Annotated in this window: 12 protein-coding genes and 1 pseudogene; 7 read left to right on the top strand and 6 right to left on the bottom strand. The window is 35.9% G+C overall.

The annotated features are described in order from the left end of the window. The first annotated feature begins 72 nt into the window (after positions 1 to 72). The gene (locus OPR48_RS04350) at positions 73 to 1,278 is read left to right on the top strand and encodes an MFS transporter (protein ID WP_265026626.1); all 1,206 of its coding nucleotides are present in this window, start codon (positions 73 to 75) and stop codon (positions 1,276 to 1,278) included. Between the two features lie 194 nt (positions 1,279 to 1,472). On the opposite strand, the pseudogene OPR48_RS07515 reads toward OPR48_RS04350, so the two are convergent. The 5 genes and pseudogenes from OPR48_RS07515 to secG form a co-directional block, all read right to left on the bottom strand. Next, positions 1,473 to 1,553 (bottom strand): annotated as a pseudogene (locus OPR48_RS07515) (WPE palindromic element domain-containing protein); the annotation flags it as partial. A gap of 578 nt (positions 1,554 to 2,131) precedes the next feature. Then, positions 2,132 to 2,269, bottom strand: a complete 138-nt coding sequence (locus tag OPR48_RS04335) for a hypothetical protein (protein WP_265025563.1) — start codon at positions 2,267 to 2,269, stop codon at positions 2,132 to 2,134. Positions 2,270 to 2,432: 163 nt separating this feature from the next. Beyond that, on the bottom strand, positions 2,433 to 2,852 hold the full coding sequence (locus OPR48_RS04330) for a nucleoside deaminase (protein WP_265025562.1): 420 nt from the start codon (positions 2,850 to 2,852) through the stop codon (positions 2,433 to 2,435). A gap of 41 nt (positions 2,853 to 2,893) precedes the next feature. After that, positions 2,894 to 4,498: a CTP synthase gene (locus OPR48_RS04325; protein WP_265025561.1), complete on the bottom strand. Its 1,605-nt coding sequence runs from the start codon at positions 4,496 to 4,498 to the stop codon at positions 2,894 to 2,896. Continuing rightward, positions 4,498 to 4,818, bottom strand: a complete 321-nt coding sequence (gene secG / locus OPR48_RS04320; protein WP_265025560.1) for a preprotein translocase subunit SecG — start codon at positions 4,816 to 4,818, stop codon at positions 4,498 to 4,500. The genes OPR48_RS04325 and secG overlap by 1 nt, the downstream gene beginning before the upstream one ends. 144 nt (positions 4,819 to 4,962) lie before the next feature. Between secG and OPR48_RS04315 the strand changes: the two genes are divergently transcribed. After that, positions 4,963 to 5,478 (top strand): gamma carbonic anhydrase family protein, encoded by a 516-nt coding sequence (locus tag OPR48_RS04315; protein WP_265025559.1) that lies wholly within the window; start codon positions 4,963 to 4,965, stop codon positions 5,476 to 5,478. Positions 5,479 to 5,523: 45 nt separating this feature from the next. Here OPR48_RS04315 and OPR48_RS04310 read toward each other — a convergent pair whose 3' ends face one another. Beyond that, positions 5,524 to 7,881 (bottom strand): hypothetical protein, encoded by a 2,358-nt coding sequence (locus OPR48_RS04310; RefSeq protein WP_265025558.1) that lies wholly within the window; start codon positions 7,879 to 7,881, stop codon positions 5,524 to 5,526. A gap of 329 nt (positions 7,882 to 8,210) precedes the next feature. On the opposite strand from OPR48_RS04310, the gene OPR48_RS04305 reads away from it, so the two are divergent. From OPR48_RS04305 to pyrF, 5 genes are all read left to right on the top strand, one after another. Then, positions 8,211 to 10,859: a valine--tRNA ligase gene (locus OPR48_RS04305; RefSeq protein WP_265025557.1), complete on the top strand. Its 2,649-nt coding sequence runs from the start codon at positions 8,211 to 8,213 to the stop codon at positions 10,857 to 10,859. A 68-nt stretch (positions 10,860 to 10,927) separates the two neighbouring features. Then, a complete protein-coding gene (locus OPR48_RS04300; RefSeq protein WP_265025556.1) occupies positions 10,928 to 11,194 on the top strand; it encodes a hypothetical protein in 267 nt (88 codons plus the stop codon). A 147-nt stretch (positions 11,195 to 11,341) separates the two neighbouring features. After that, a complete protein-coding gene (locus tag OPR48_RS04295) occupies positions 11,342 to 12,418 on the top strand; it encodes a hypothetical protein (protein ID WP_265025555.1) in 1,077 nt (358 codons plus the stop codon). Between the two features lie 73 nt (positions 12,419 to 12,491). Beyond that, a complete protein-coding gene (locus OPR48_RS04290) occupies positions 12,492 to 13,889 on the top strand; it encodes a coiled-coil domain-containing protein (protein WP_265025554.1) in 1,398 nt (465 codons plus the stop codon). A 36-nt stretch (positions 13,890 to 13,925) separates the two neighbouring features. Beyond that, positions 13,926 to 14,594, top strand: coding sequence for an orotidine-5'-phosphate decarboxylase (gene pyrF / locus OPR48_RS04285; RefSeq protein WP_265025553.1), 669 nt, complete (start codon positions 13,926 to 13,928; stop codon positions 14,592 to 14,594). Positions 14,595 to 15,073: the final 479 nt, after the last annotated feature.

Raw genomic sequence — 15,073 nt, 5'->3', positions numbered from 1 at the left:
GAATTGAATTTAGTGCAAACAAGGGTGTTGATATCAACCATACTCTGCAGAATCGCAATATGGTATGACTACATGCTCTTTATTGATTTGATTAACATAATCAGCAGAGAGTTTTGTTTTGCAAAAGATGTCTACAGTAACATACTGCAATTATTTGGAATTGTAGGGCTAGGCGCAATTGTCAGGCCACTTGGTGCATTCATATTTGGTCACGTTGGTGACAAGTATGGAAGGAGGATAGCATTAATAATTACTATCTTGCTAATATCGATACCATCAAGTCTCATTGCATTTATTCCAAGTCACAATCAAGTAGGTATAATTTCTACTATATTGCTTCTTGCAATCCATGTGACACAAGGAATTGCACTTGGTGGTGAACAAGGAAGTTCTGTTTATCTTATAGAGCATTTATCCAGTAGGAAAGAGAACTTAGGGATGTATTTTGGAATAATGGGCTTTGGTCGTTCCATTGGTGTACTGCTTTCTGCGGTGATAGTAATTATCTGCAAAAAAACTACTGATTTTTGTATCTGGGGTTGGAGATTGCCATTTGTTTTCTCAGCTATTTTAGGATTAATTAGCGCGTATAGCATATACACATTGGGAGAAACTCCAGCATATGAAAAAAATCAAAAACAAAGAAATTTACCTGATTTGCCAATAATAGAGCTTATAAAGCGCCACAAGAGAGCTCTTATACTTGCTATTTTAATATCTGTACCTGTTAATGTTGCTGTTGGATTTACCATATTTCTTCGAACACTCGCAAAGGAAATAGCATCAGTGGATGTTTATGTAACGACATATATCAACGAAATTGTATTGATTATAACCAGTGTATTAATGCCGATATCTTCAATAGCGTTTGGAATGTTGGCTGATAAAGTTGGAAAAGAGCGCACTGCAATCTTATTTATAGCAATTACAATGGCACTGTGTTGTCCTGCGTTATCTATTGCATATTACTACAAAAATTATCTTGTGATTGCGTTGAGCGTAATGGTTCTCTCTATAATAGAAAGGGGTATAGTTCCCATAGGAATAGTTGCATCTGAACTCTTTCCCACCAATGTCAGATTTAGTGGCGTAAGCTTATCACGTAACATCTCTTATGCATTACATGGAGGATTTACCCCTATGGTTTGTATTTGGTTGACTGTAACATTTCCTCAAACAAACCTTGCTGCTGGGCTTTATATAGTCTTCTGCTTGTTGGTCAGTGTGGTAGCAATATTGCAAATAAAGCCACAAGATAAAAAATGTGATTGGTCTTAGTTTTCTCTTATGTGATTTGATAGACCGGGAAAGGGTTTCATCTAAGTAGCTGACACCCTGACAACCGTCATCCCGCTGCTTGTTAGCGGGATCTATGTTAAGGTATGACGGTCCGCTACATGTTAGCGGCTGAGATACCGCAAATGAATCGCGGTATGACGGTTAAGGAGGGTGTCATCCCAGTGTCCCTGTAATGTCATTCCAGTGCTTGACACTGGAATCCAGTCTTTATTATGCAGCCACTTGGTTAAAATTAAGTCTTCTGGATCCCAGTGGGCTTTGTTGCATCGCTACTTATGAAAGGCTAACTATAGTTAGGATTATAAGCAACTTATTGAAAATCTTGTTTTTTTGCAATCAATCTGATCAAATTTAAGAATAGTAATTTATTATTTATATTAATAAATTTAATTCTATTGAAAATAGCTAAAGCATTGAAATTCTTGAATTTTAGCCGGATTAGTGAGTGGTAGTGAAATTTCTTTTACTCAAATTTAGGTATTCACTGACCGTTCTTGTTATAAATACCAGAATAATAAGCTACTGATATTCTCTATCTTTTTTATCTTTAATCCATCATAGCTAGCGATGCAACAAAGCCATCCCAGTGGGCTTTGTTGCATCGCTACTTATGAAAGGCTAACTATAGCTAGGATTATAAGCAACCTATTGAAAATCTTGTTTTTTTGCAATCAATCTGATCAAATTTAAGAATAGTAATTTATTATTTATATTAATAAACTTAATTCTATTGAAAATAGCTAAAGCATTGAAATTCTTGAATTTTAGCCGGATTAGTGAGTGGTAGTGAAATTTCTTTTACTCAAATTTAGGTATTCACTGACCGTTCTTGTTATAAATACCAGAATAATAAGCTACTGATATTCTCCATCTTTTTTATCTTTAATCCATCATAGCTAGCGATGCAACAAAGCCATCCCAGTGTCTGGGCACTGGGATGACAAAGGAGGGCAGTGTCAGCTACTTGCATGACACCCTGCTGGTGGGACAATGTTTGTATAGTTGTGCGTCACGCGCTGGAATGACGAATTACTTAACCGCGTCATACCGTCACGGTATCTCCTAGCATAGATTCCGCTAACACGTAGCGGGATGACGAATTTGTATCGGAAAACAAGTAGCATGACGGTTTGTCAAATGTCTCTCAGTCTTTCAAAAAAATCCTTTAACAAAAAAGAGCATTCTATTTCTAATATCCCACCATAAACTTCAGGTATATGGCTGCAAAATTGAAATATCTTAGCACCATTTTCAATTCCTCCACCTTTTGGATTATAAGCTCCAAAGTACAATCGTTTAATTCTGGCAAAGGAAATAGCTTGAGCACACATCGGACATGGTTCTAATGTTACGTATATGTCAGAATCATAAAGCGTTGAAGTTGAGAGCAACTCACATGCCTGCTTGATCGCTAACATCTCTGCATGTGCAGTTGGATCGCTGGATATATTGTGTGCAGAAGAAACGACATTGCTTCCACTAACTATTACGGCACCTATGGGAACCTCATCATTTTTCTGAGCAAGTTTGGCTTGCTCTATGGCAAGCTCCATATATTGATACTTGAACACTTTCCTTTGCTAATCTTCTTTTTTTAAATTTTATTAACTGCTGCCTTAATAAACGATATAAAAAGAGGATGAGGAGAAAACGGCTTTGATTGAAACTCTGGATGAAACTGCACACCAATAAACCACGGATGACTCTCTAACTCCACTGCCTCTATGCACGTTCCATCTTCTGATATGCCACTGCATAGAAGCCCATTTTTTTCCAAATCATCTTTATAATCTGAATTGATTATGTATCTATGCCTATGCCTTTCTGAAATAGTAGTGTTACTATATGCATCCATCATTTTAGAGTTTGCATTTATATTACATTTGTATGCCCCAAGTCTCATGGTTCCACCAAGATCGTCATCTTGATCGCCAGCTAACTTAACGATTGGATGTTTACAGTTATGAAATTCTTCAGAGTGTGCATCTTCAAGCTTAACAACATTACGAGCAAACTCAATAATTGCAAGCTGCATACCAAGGCAAATTCCGAAAAATGGGATATTATTTGTACGGGCATAATTTATTGCTAATATTTTACCCTCTACTCCGTCATCACCAAACCCCCCTGGGACAAGGATTGCATGAGAATTCTGTAATTTTTCTTCTATAAGCTTCTCATTTATAGGTTTTTCTTCCTTTTCTCTTGAGTTAACCCAATTTATCCTTACTTTGACTTTATTACTAATTGCACCATGATTTAATGCTTCAACTAGTGATTTATACGCATCAGGGCATTCGGTGTATTTTCCCACTATAGACACAGTAACTTCCTGTGTTGGGTGCCTTATGGAATGCACTATTTGATCCCATTCAATCAAGCTTGGTTTTGGCTCACTTAAATGAAAGTGCTCCAAAATTTGCGTATCAAGCCCACATTGGCTATACAACACCGGTAACTCATATATATGACTCACATCAGGAGCAGGTATCACATTGGATAAAGAAACATTGCAAAGCTTAGCTATTTTCTCTCTTTGATTATCGAAAATTTCTTTCTCACTGCGGCATAATATAATATCTGGCTGTAACCCCGCGGAATTTAACTCTCGAACTGAATGCTGCGTTGGTTTTGTCTTTAATTCTTGCGCTGCAGTAAGATATGGTATTAAAGTTAAGTGAATAAGGATAACTCTTTGTTTTCCTAATGTGTAGTTAACTTGGCGTATAGCCTCCAAAAATGGTTGGCTTTCAATGTCACCTACAGTTCCGCCTATTTCACATATTACAAAATCTAAACCTTCCGTACCATTAAAAATGAACGATTTGATTAAATCTGTTACATGAGGAATGACTTGCACAGTTTTGCCCAGATAATCACCACGCCTCTCTTTCTTCAATAACTCATGATATATCTTACCAGTTGTTATATTGTCATCTTTTGTTGCTTTAATTCCAGTAAAACGCTCATAATGCCCAAGATCCAAATCAGTTTCAGCACCATCCTCGGTAACAAACACCTCTCCGTGCTGAGTTGGGTTCATTGTCCCAGGATCAATGTTGAGATACGGGTCAAGTTTTCTGATACGGATCTTAAAACCGTGAGCTTGAAGAAGCGCACCAACGCTTGAAGAAACTAAGCCTTTACCAAGCGACGATACAACTCCACCTGTGACAAAGATAAATTTAGCTTCCTTCATTAATTTTCAAATGGAACAGAAGTAGATTCACTTTCTTGCTTTTTTTCTAATATAATTTTTTCTACGATCGATTTTTTATGTACGTCTTTTGAACATAATCCTGACAATAGCAATGTGTTTATAATAAACAATCCAGCAACAATAGCCGTTATTCTGCTGAGCGGGTTTTCAGAAGATTTCACCGGAATCATCGAATTGACCCCTTGTTGTGTATTACTAAAACCACTTAATGAACTACTCCCAGGTGGCTGCAAGAGCACTAAAATTACTAACACAACAACCAATATTATTTGAAATATACTTAATACCGCTACTGACATTATAGATAGGGCTGAAAATAAAAATCTTAGCAGTACAAAGCACGTAAGTCAAGAACATCTGTCACCCAAATAACTTGAAATCTAAGTATGTATTTACTGCTTACCTTATTTTGATTAACATATGCATAAAACTTTGGGCTTAATATGTATCACATTTTAAAATACAAAAATTATGAACCAAAAATAGACGAAAGTGCTTTCATCGCAGGTGGTTCGCATATCATAGGCAAGGTTGAAATAGGAAGAGATGCAAGCATCTGGTTTAATTGTGTAATCAGAGGAGACGTTGGATCAATAAAAATAGGTGATGGAACAAATATTCAAGATGGAACGGTAATTCATGTGGATAGAAACCCAGGTGGTGACACAATTATTGGCAGTATGGTAACAGTGGGACATTTTTGTATGTTGCACGCATGCACGGTGCATGATAAAGCGTTTATTGGTATGGGCTCTACCGTGATGGACCATGCAGTTGTGGAGTCTGAAGCTATGGTAGCTGCTGGCTCACTAGTGACACATGGAAAAGTGATAAAAAGTGGTGAAATATGGGCTGGTAGGCCAGCAAAATTCTTCAAAAAAATGTCGAATGAAGAAATTAAACATATTGCACAGTCGGCACAAAACTATATTATGCTAATGAAGGAATATAAAAATTGAAGTTTGCGTCAAGTGTTTTACTTGACGCGTATGGCTCAACCCTTGTTACTTCCCTTTATTATTCCCATCTACTTCTTGTGCTTTCGCCCCATCTACTTGAGTACTAGGTAATGCTGCATATGTAATACCACCAGCTACGAGTGCAGATGCTACTGCTATACCAATCATTACTAACATATCTAACCTAATTGTACGTTCAAGTGCAGTAAATGCTATCAGTCCAGCAGCAAGACCAACACCAACAGTAGCGGTGTACTTCGCTCCATTGCCTTGTTTTGGTTGCTCAGTTGTTTTGCTTTTATCTTCTAATGTTTGTTTTTCCTTCTGTAATTTATCAACAAGACTTTTACTCTCTTCTAATTGTTTATTTAACTCCACAACTTCAGCATTTTTAGCTTGCAACTGCTGAACTTGAGCTTTTAATTGTGTTATTTCCTCATCTTTAGCTTGTAACTGAGCAACTCCAACCTTTAGTGTACTTATTTCCTTCTCTTTCTCTTTTAACAGTTGCTGTAAGTCCGCAACTTCCTTACTGGACTTACTTGCATTTATTATACTGTTCTTTAACTCTTTCTTAATCGACTCCACAATTGCATCTACACTTTTATCTTTATTACCCTCTATTAAAGATATTATTTTGCCCTGTAACTCTTTATGCAATGACTCCTTACCTTGTACTTCTGATAAATTATTGCTTATGATATCTTCTATTGTGTTCTTTAATTTTTCATCATATAAGCTCTTAACTTTGCCTTCTAACTCTTGACCTTCTGATTCGATGAGAATTTTTATTCCTCCGTTTAACTCTTCAGTAAATAAACTATCAATTGCATCATTAACTTTCTTCTGTTCATCTGTTGAACTTGCTAGTTGCTGTTGTAAGTCTGTTTTTTCCGTGTTAGCTGTGTCCAATTGAGTTTGTAATTCTTGCTGTTTGTTCTCAGCTCCAGTTAATTTAGCTTGTAATTCTTGTGTTTTAGCTTTCAATTCTTCCTTTTCCTTTTCTAATTCTTGTTTCAATTTCTCCTCAGCTTCTTTCTTTGCAGCTTCTAATTCTTGATTTGCCGTCTGTAACGTTGTAACATCAGTATTTTCAGCTTCTAATTCTTTTATCTTATCCTCTTTCTCTTGTAACTGAGCAGCACTTGGTCGGTTGTTTAGCTGTTCTTGTAATTCTTCTTTGCCCTTGTTAGCTGTGTCCAATTGAGTTTGTAATTCTTGCTGTTTGTTCTCAGCTCCAGTTAATTTAGCTTGTAATTCTTGTGTTTTAGCTTTCAATTCTTCCTTTTCCTTTTCTAATTCTTGTTTCAATTTCTCCTCAGCTTCTTTCTTTGCAGCTTCTAATTCTTCTTTGCTCTTGTTAGCTTTCTCCAATTGACCTTGTAATTCTTTCTGTTTCTCCTCAGCTTCTTTCTTTGCAGCTTCTAATTCTTGATTTGCCGTCTGTAACGTTGTAACATCAGTATTTTCAGCTTCTAATTCTTTTATCTTATCCTCTTTCTCTTGTAACTGAGCAGCACTTGGTCGGTTGTTTAGCTGTTCTTGTAATTCTTCTTTGCCCTTGTTAGCTGTGTCCAATTGAGTTTGTAATTCTTGCTGTTTGTTCTCAGCTCCAGTTAATTTAGCTTGTAATTCTTGTGTTTTAGCTTTCAATTCTTCCTTTTCCTTTTCTAATTCTTGTTTCAATTTCTCCTCAGCTTCTTTCTTTGCAGCTTCTAATTCTTCTTTGCTCTTGTTAGCTTTCTCCAATTGACCTTGTAATTCTTTCTGTTTCTCCTCAGCTTCTTTCTTTGCAGCTTCTAATTCTTGATTTGCCGTCTGTAACGTTGTAACATCAGTATTTTCAGCTTCTAATTCTTTTATCTTATCCTCTTTCTCTTGTAACTGAGCAGCACTTGGTCGGTTGTTTAGCTGTTCTTGTAATTCTTCTTTGCCCTTGTTAGCTGTGTCCAATTGAGTTTGTAATTCTTGTGTTTTAGTTCTCAATTCCTCCTCAGCTTTCTTCTTTGCAGCTTCCAATTCTGTTATTTCAGCATTTTTCTCTTCTAACAATTGTGTTATGGGATGTTTAGATAGGTCTTTTACCACAACCTCCTCTTTCTTATCGTTAAGGCCTAACAGATTTTTCATTTCTTCTAGGCGACTAGAATATTTGCCACCCTTTTTCCCAACGGATTTTACATTCATGATTGTATTATCTCCTAGTTCTTCTTGAGGATAAGAACCAGTAATATATAGTTGTTGATCATCTAGCGTACAGCCCACATAAAGCTTGTCATCAATTATAGCACCACTCCTATCTACGTCTTTATACTTTTTAAATTCTTCATAATCACCTTTTTTTATAACAAGCATTATTTTATCATCAACAATCTGTATTGTACCATTATTTAAGCTTAGCATAACGCACCTCAATTATAATTTAACATTACATAATACCTTTAGAATCTAAGGTCAAGTAATATTTTATCATAGCATAGAAAATTTATGTTCGTAAACAAAAAATTTTGGCGTAAAATTGCCGTAATTGTGCTATAGCTAAAGTAATTTAGGTTTACCGATAATCGTCATCCCGCTGCTTGTTAGCGGGATCTAGAGATACCGCGGCGGTATGACGGTTCGTGGTGGTATGACGATAACCTCGTCATCCCGCTACTTGTTAGCGAGATCTATACCGCGAATGAATCGCGGTATGACGTTGCTAGCTTAAGGTTTAAAATTGAGAAATATTTATGTTAAAAGAAAAATACGGCTTTAAAGAAATTGAAGACAAATGCAACATATTATGGGAAGGCAGTAAAGTTTATAAATGGAATGGTGAAAAGGATAACACTTTCACTATAGACACGCCTCCACCGACAATATCGGGAAAACTCCATATTGGCCATATATTCAGCTATTGCCATACAGACTTTATTGCAAGGTTTCAGCGCATGCTGGGAAAAGATGTGTTTTATCCAATTGGGTTTGATGATAATGGGCTTCCCACTGAAAGATTGGTTGAACAAACCTATAAAACCCGTGCAAAAGAAGTTGGCAGAGAAAAATTTATAGAGATGTGCCATGAGGTTATTGAGAAATCAAAGCAAGAATTCAAGGAACTATTTAAGTCTGTTGGAATTAGTTACGATTGGGGTTTGGAATACCACACGATCAGCAAGGAAACTGTGACGCTTTCACAGATGTCGTTTATTGATCTATATAATAAGGGATATGCATATAGAAAGATGCAGCCTATCCTTTGGGACCCGGTTGATAAAACCGCGATTGCGCAAGCAGAAATAGAAGATAAAGTTTTTGAGTCATCCTTAAACACGATAGTTTTCTCTACTCAAGAAAATGAGCAGATCAATATTGCAACTACGCGACCTGAACTACTTCCAGCATGCGTTGCAGTTTTTTGTCATCCAGAGGATACGCGCTACACTCATCTGATCGGAAAAACAGCGGTAGTGCCAATAACAGAGGAGAAAGTTCCAATAATAGCAGATGATAAGGTTAAAATAGATAAAGGCACTGGGCTTGTTATGTGCTGTACGTTTGGTGATGAACTCGACATATATTGGCAGCAAAAGCATAATCTACCGATGAAAATTATCATCGATCAGGATGGGAGAATAAGCCTTTATGATGTCATTCCAGTGCTTGACACTGGAATCCAGGAAAAAGAGCCAATGCCAGCGATGACAGAGGAAGATATCATGTCCGCGTATGGTCAGAAAAAAGAAGAATGGATCCCAGTGTCTGGGCACTGGGATGACACCATAGGGGCTACTGGGATGACAGGAGAAAGGGCTACTCAGATGACAAAAGAAGATGTCATTCCACCACACCCCGGCGTCATTCCAGCGCGTGACGCTGGAATCTACAATGAAATCAATGGATTGAAAGTTACAGCAGCAAGAAAGAGGATGATTGAAATCTTGAGTGGAAAAGGACTTTTGATAGAAAGCACTAGCATTTCTCATTCTGTCAAATGCGCAGAAAGGTCTGGTGCACCACTTGAGATATTGCCTACTTATCAATGGTTTATCAAGACTTTAGAGCAAAAAGCTCAAGTATTAGATAAAGTAAAAGAATGCAATTGGCATCCAGCTACTATGCGTAAACGTATGGAAGTGTGGATAGAAGGACTAAATTGGGACTGGTGCATCTCAAGACAGCGCTATTTTGGTGTGCCATTTCCAGCGTGGTATTCCAAACGTAAGGGAGAAGAAGGTAAAATTATTCTAGCTGAAATAAAGGCCCTACCTATAGATCCACTCAAAGATTTGCCAAAAGGGTATAGCAAAGAAGAGGTTATCCCAGATCAAGATGTAATGGATACCTGGGCCACAAGTTCAATTACTCCTCAACTGAGTGCACTGGCAGTAAACAGTGAGTTTAGTTTACCAAATCATCGCTATAATACGATATTTCCTGCAGATCTGCGCAGCCAGAGCCATGAGATAATAAGAACTTGGGCTTTTTATACTATTTTAAAGGCACATTATCATGCAGATTCTTTACCTTGGAAAAACATTATGATCAGCGGTTGGTGTTTAGCCGATGATAAGAAAAAGATGAGTAAATCAAAAGGTAACATCATCACTCCTCATGTAATACTTGAAACTTATGGAGCTGATGTAGTGCGCTATTGGGCAGCGAACTCAAGGCTTGGAGTTGATACAGTCTACTCTGAAAATATATTCAAAATTGGCAAGCGCCTAGTTACAAAACTTTGGAACGCTAGCAAGTTTGTTTCCATGTTCATGGAAAAGCATCAAGTGATGAGCATAAATTCTGCTCACGAGACAATGGATAAGTGGATATTGTCTAAGTTATACAAAGTTATAGAAAGAGCAACGAATAACCTATTACAGTTTGAATACTGCGAAGCTTTGGGCGCAGTAGAGGAATTTTTTTGGAAAGATTTTTGTGATAACTACTTGGAATTAGTAAAAAAACGTGCGTACGGAAGCAGTTTAAGTGCAAAACAAAGCTTGGCGTATGTACTGAATATTATTTTGCGGTTATTTGCACCTTTCTTGCCTTACATTACAGAAGAGATATACCACCAGTTGTATAGTTATAATTCTGTACACAATCAAAGTAATTGGCCGAGCAAAGAAGAGCTTATCTACGATAAATATTCAGAGGAAATGGGAGATAATGTTATTCAGATATTAAACATTATCAGAAAGATAAAGGCAGATAATAATGTATCAGTTAAGCATCTGATAAAAAAGTTGATGATAAAAGCGAGCGTACAAGAGGATAAGTTGGATCAATCTGCACAGGATGATTTGCAAGCAGTGTGCAATGCGGAAACGATAGAGTGGATGCAGTCTGAGCTTGAAACTGAAGACGGGAAATACATAGTGGATATAGACTTATACTGATTTTTATAGCTTTACTTCCTTTGATATCCATGCTATTATAATCATTATTAGTTGTGAGGATGAGGGATTTGTATAGTAAAACCAATGCACCATATCTTATAGCTGGTGCTTTTGCTACTTTAGCATTGCTTGCATCTGGGACACTTGCTGTTGCTCCTTATGTTGAGTTCTTGTCTTCAGTTGCAGCCTTTAATGTAGCTCTTCCTGTTGCCTTGAGTTTGTCTATACTTTCTGTTTTGGTGCTTGCACTTTCATGTAAAATGATTAAGAAAATAGAGGTTGAGAAAAATAAATTTGCTGAAAAAGAGCAAAAGCTGGCTAACGTAAAACAATAATTTGAGAGCAAGGTACAAGAGTTAGAAAATAAAATAACTTTAGGAAAAGAAGCTAAAGAAGCTGCAAGCAAAGAAGTGGAGGAATTGAATAATCAACTAAATAGATTAACTCGAGAAAAGTAAGGTTTAGATGAGAGAATAAAAAAATTGAATAAGAAAGTAAGTCAGTTAGAATGTGAAAAGAAAAATTCTCTTGATTTTACTAAAGAGTTACGTGATGAAAATACGAAACTAAATGAAAAAAAAGGTAATTTACAAGGTGAATTATGTGAGATGAAGAACAAACTGAGCAACTTAGAACATGAATACAATGACTTACCTTGTAAATTAAAAGAGAAGGTTTCTTCTCTAAATCATCAATTAACTATGTTAGAAAAAGAAAAGATACAATTAGAAACAGAATTAAGAAAAAAAGTAGAAGAATTAGTAGTGCAGTTAAGAATAAAAAGTGATGAAGCTTCCTCTCTGAAGGAGGAATTAAAGAAAAGAGAAAAAGAATTAAGTAACGACATAAAAGAATTAGAGAAGAAGTTATACCAGTTGGAAAGGGAAAAGAAAAGATTAGAAGGTGAAGTTAGTTATGAGCGTCAAGAGCACACTCGTTTTAAAAATGAAGTTGACAAATTAAGTACAAAGGAGAAAAAGCACTTATCTAAAATTGAGGAGCTGGAAGAGGCATTATTATCTTTAAAAGCAGACGAGGAAGAACTTGTTAATCAATCAATAAACGTTAAGGATGATTACAAGAAAAATGTAAATAAATTTGAAGAAAAAAAGAGAGAATATGTAACGAAAACAGTATTTACTGTACTCAGTGTAGTGAAAGAAAGAGTAGAGCAAGGACTTTTTAATTTAGAAGAACAAGACATGCAAGATACAGACCGTATACAAGAAGCAGTTGATGAATTTATGCAACCTATATATGAAAAGTTAGGTATAAATAATCAACTAGATATAAGTAGTGAACATTCATCAGAATTTAAAGGAACAGGTGAAAATAAGCTCGCTAATGGACTAACTTTCCCGAAACCACTTTCTCCTCACACATCCATACCAAGAAGATATCTTAGAAAATCTCTATCTCCTAAAAAGGAAGATGAGGATGAGAATAAAGAAAATTCAGAGCAACTAAATCACGAAAGTCTTGATACAAATATAAACAGCCCTCATTCATCGCCTTTTAAAGATACAACAAATAATTCCTATCACACCTTAAAGATGTAAGTGCAGGAACCTCCACAGATAAGAGAATCTTAACAAATATATACAAGACTGCTTTGTGTATGGAGGAGGGGTAATGAGCAATTTGTTTAACAAAGCTAACACATTTTATTTTATAGCTAGTTCCTTGACGTTACTTACATCTTTAGCGCTTATTGTAACTTCTAATGTGCCTCTTCCTCTAATTCTTGCTTTAGCTGCATTATCTATTTTGGTGCTTGCACTTTTATATAAAATAATTCGTAATAATAAGAAAATAGAGATTGAGAGAAATAAATTCGCTCAAAAAGAGCAAGAGTTAGAAAATAAAATAACTCTGGCAAAAGAAGCTGCAAACAAAGAAGTGGAAAAATTAAAGAATCAATCACGTGAATTAACTCGAGAAAAGCAAAATTTAGACAAGAGAGCAAAAAAATTGAATCAGAAAGTAAATGAGTTAGAAGTTGAGAGAGAATCTCTTCTTAAAGAAAAAGAATCTTTAGAGCAAAAATTAGAAGCTAAAATAAACCGTGTATTTGAAATAACAGGCAAATTAGAAAAAATAATGAAGGAAAAAGATGAGCTTGGTGAGCAAGAAGAAGAATTACTTTGTAAAATCTCGCGTTTATGTGAACAGTTACAAGAAAAAGAAAATGATATAGCTAAAAAAGAAGAACGCATAACGGAATTGAAAAGGAAAATAGACAATAATAAACATGTAGAGTTAAAAAATGAAGAATTTCATAAAGAAATAGAAAAATTATCTAAAGAAAAAGAGGAATTATGTAAGAAAACAGAAAAATTATGTAAAGAAAAACATACATTATATAATAAAAAAGAAGAATTATATAAAAGACAAGAAGAACTTTATGTAGAATTAGATGAGTTACAATGTAGATTTAAAGAAATTAATCAGAAAAATAAAAACTTATCTCAAGAATTAAAAAAGAGATTTAAAGAGTTAGATGAAGCAAATGGTTTAATTGAAAATCAATCTTCTGAGTTAGACGGAATAAGAAAAGATTGTAACAATGAGGTAAAAGAGTTACAAGATTCACTTCGGGAGCAAGCTACTCAAATAGAACAACTTGAAGAAGGTTTTTTGAAAGAGAAGAAAGAACAAGTAGATTTTATGCAACTGTTGATAAGCTGTATAACAGACCAAATAGAAGGACCAACAGGAGATAATGATGAAAAAGCAATATTAAACACGACTCAAATATTAAAGTTTGCGTTACAAAAAGAAATTGCACGACTTTTGTCAGACGAAACGCCTGCTTCTTTGCTGGAAGATCTTGTATATGCATCATCGCCAAACGAAACATCTGTTCCTTTACATGCAGGAGATCCTGAATATGAATCCGAGGGAGATTCTGGATATGGATTACCTAACAGCTGTTTATCCACTCCGACCAAGTTGCCAATTTCACCATGGGCAGAACGTTGTAGACGCAGTCAATTCCGGAATGTAGAACTTGTAAAGTGCGATGATTAGTCTTATTATAAAAAAAATTGTACAAGGAGGTATATAATGAACCCAATAATATGCGCACTGGATACACAAGACTTAAATGAGGCTATTTCTCTAGCTAATGCTCTATGTGGTAAAGTTGGCATGGTAAAGCTGGGATTAGAATTTTTTGCTGCTCATGGTCTCTCTGGAGTGCAAGAAGTTGCAAAATGCAATGTACCAATTTTTTTAGATCTGAAATTGCATGACATTCCAAACACTGTAGCTAAAACAGTTGAAGTAATAAAAGTTCTGAACGTTGAAATGTTAACTCTGCACATCAGCGGTGGAACAAAAATGCTTGAAGAAGCGCTAAGTGTAGTGCAAGGCACAAAAATAAAGCTGATTGGAGTAACGGTGCTAACTAGTATGAGCAATGAGGATTTAAACGAGCTTGGAGTAGCAAGAGAGGCAAAATCACAGGTAATTTTGCTTGCAAAGCTTGCAAAAAAGATTGGACTCTATGGAATAGTCTGTTCTGCATTGGAAGCTCAAGAAGTGCGCCGAGAATGCGGTGAAGACTTTAAAATTATTACTCCAGGAATTCGTATAGATCCAGGTCATGACGACCAAAAAAGAACAGCAACACCAAGAGAAGCAATAAATTCAGGAGCTGATTATATCGTCATTGGCAGACCCATTACAAAAACTGCAAGTAGTGCAGAATTAATATTGAAATCCCTTATCTAATTGAAGCAGATAAAAAAAGTGCTTGACACAAAAAAACGAACGTCATATAGTGTTATTATCTTTCATTTTACCTTGCTTAATTTAATTATTAAATTAAGTTTATAATATCTAGCGTGGTACTATTTAGTAGTGCCACATTGTTTTCGAGGTTTTTACCATTCCAATGAGCATTTTCTATAGCTAGTACGTCATACCGCCACGGTATCTCAGCTATAGCTAACACGTCATACCGCCGCGGTATCTCGGCATAGATTCCGCTAACAAGTAGCGGAATGACGAATTTGTCGTTATGTCATACCGCCACGGTATCTCAGCTATAGCTAACACGTCATACCGCCACGGTATCTCGGCATAGATTCCGCTAACAAGTGGCGGAATGATGAGATTTTTCCTTTAAATTCTAAAGAAAGAGTAGGCACAAACTGCACCCGAGGTAGCGCAACACTGAGGAAATTTTTAACTATATTTTCATTTTCAAA

The sequence above is a fragment of the Wolbachia endosymbiont (group A) of Bibio marci genome (genome assembly GCF_947251645.1).
Lineage (GTDB): Bacteria > Pseudomonadota > Alphaproteobacteria > Rickettsiales > Anaplasmataceae > Wolbachia.
The sequence above is the reverse complement of the archived record's forward strand: the minus strand, read 5'-3'. Positions and strand labels throughout refer to the sequence as shown.

What these genes read in the sequence shown, in the direction of transcription:
- OPR48_RS04350 (WP_265026626.1), top strand. Translation starts at nt 73, where the DNA reads ATGCTCTTTATTGATTTGATTAACATAATCAGCAGAGAGTTTTGTTTT.
- OPR48_RS04335 (WP_265025563.1), bottom strand. Translation starts at nt 2,269, where the DNA reads ATGCAAGTAGCTGACACTGCCCTCCTTTGTCATCCCAGTGCCCAGACA.
- OPR48_RS04330 (WP_265025562.1), bottom strand. Translation starts at nt 2,852, where the DNA reads ATGGAGCTTGCCATAGAGCAAGCCAAACTTGCTCAGAAAAATGATGAG.
- OPR48_RS04325 (WP_265025561.1), bottom strand. Translation starts at nt 4,498, where the DNA reads ATGAAGGAAGCTAAATTTATCTTTGTCACAGGTGGAGTTGTATCGTCG.
- secG (WP_265025560.1), bottom strand. Translation starts at nt 4,818, where the DNA reads ATGTCAGTAGCGGTATTAAGTATATTTCAAATAATATTGGTTGTTGTG.
- OPR48_RS04315 (WP_265025559.1), top strand. Translation starts at nt 4,963, where the DNA reads ATGTATCACATTTTAAAATACAAAAATTATGAACCAAAAATAGACGAA.
- OPR48_RS04310 (WP_265025558.1), bottom strand. Translation starts at nt 7,881, where the DNA reads ATGCTAAGCTTAAATAATGGTACAATACAGATTGTTGATGATAAAATA.
- OPR48_RS04305 (WP_265025557.1), top strand. Translation starts at nt 8,211, where the DNA reads ATGTTAAAAGAAAAATACGGCTTTAAAGAAATTGAAGACAAATGCAAC.
- OPR48_RS04290 (WP_265025554.1), top strand. Translation starts at nt 12,492, where the DNA reads ATGAGCAATTTGTTTAACAAAGCTAACACATTTTATTTTATAGCTAGT.
- pyrF (WP_265025553.1), top strand. Translation starts at nt 13,926, where the DNA reads ATGAACCCAATAATATGCGCACTGGATACACAAGACTTAAATGAGGCT.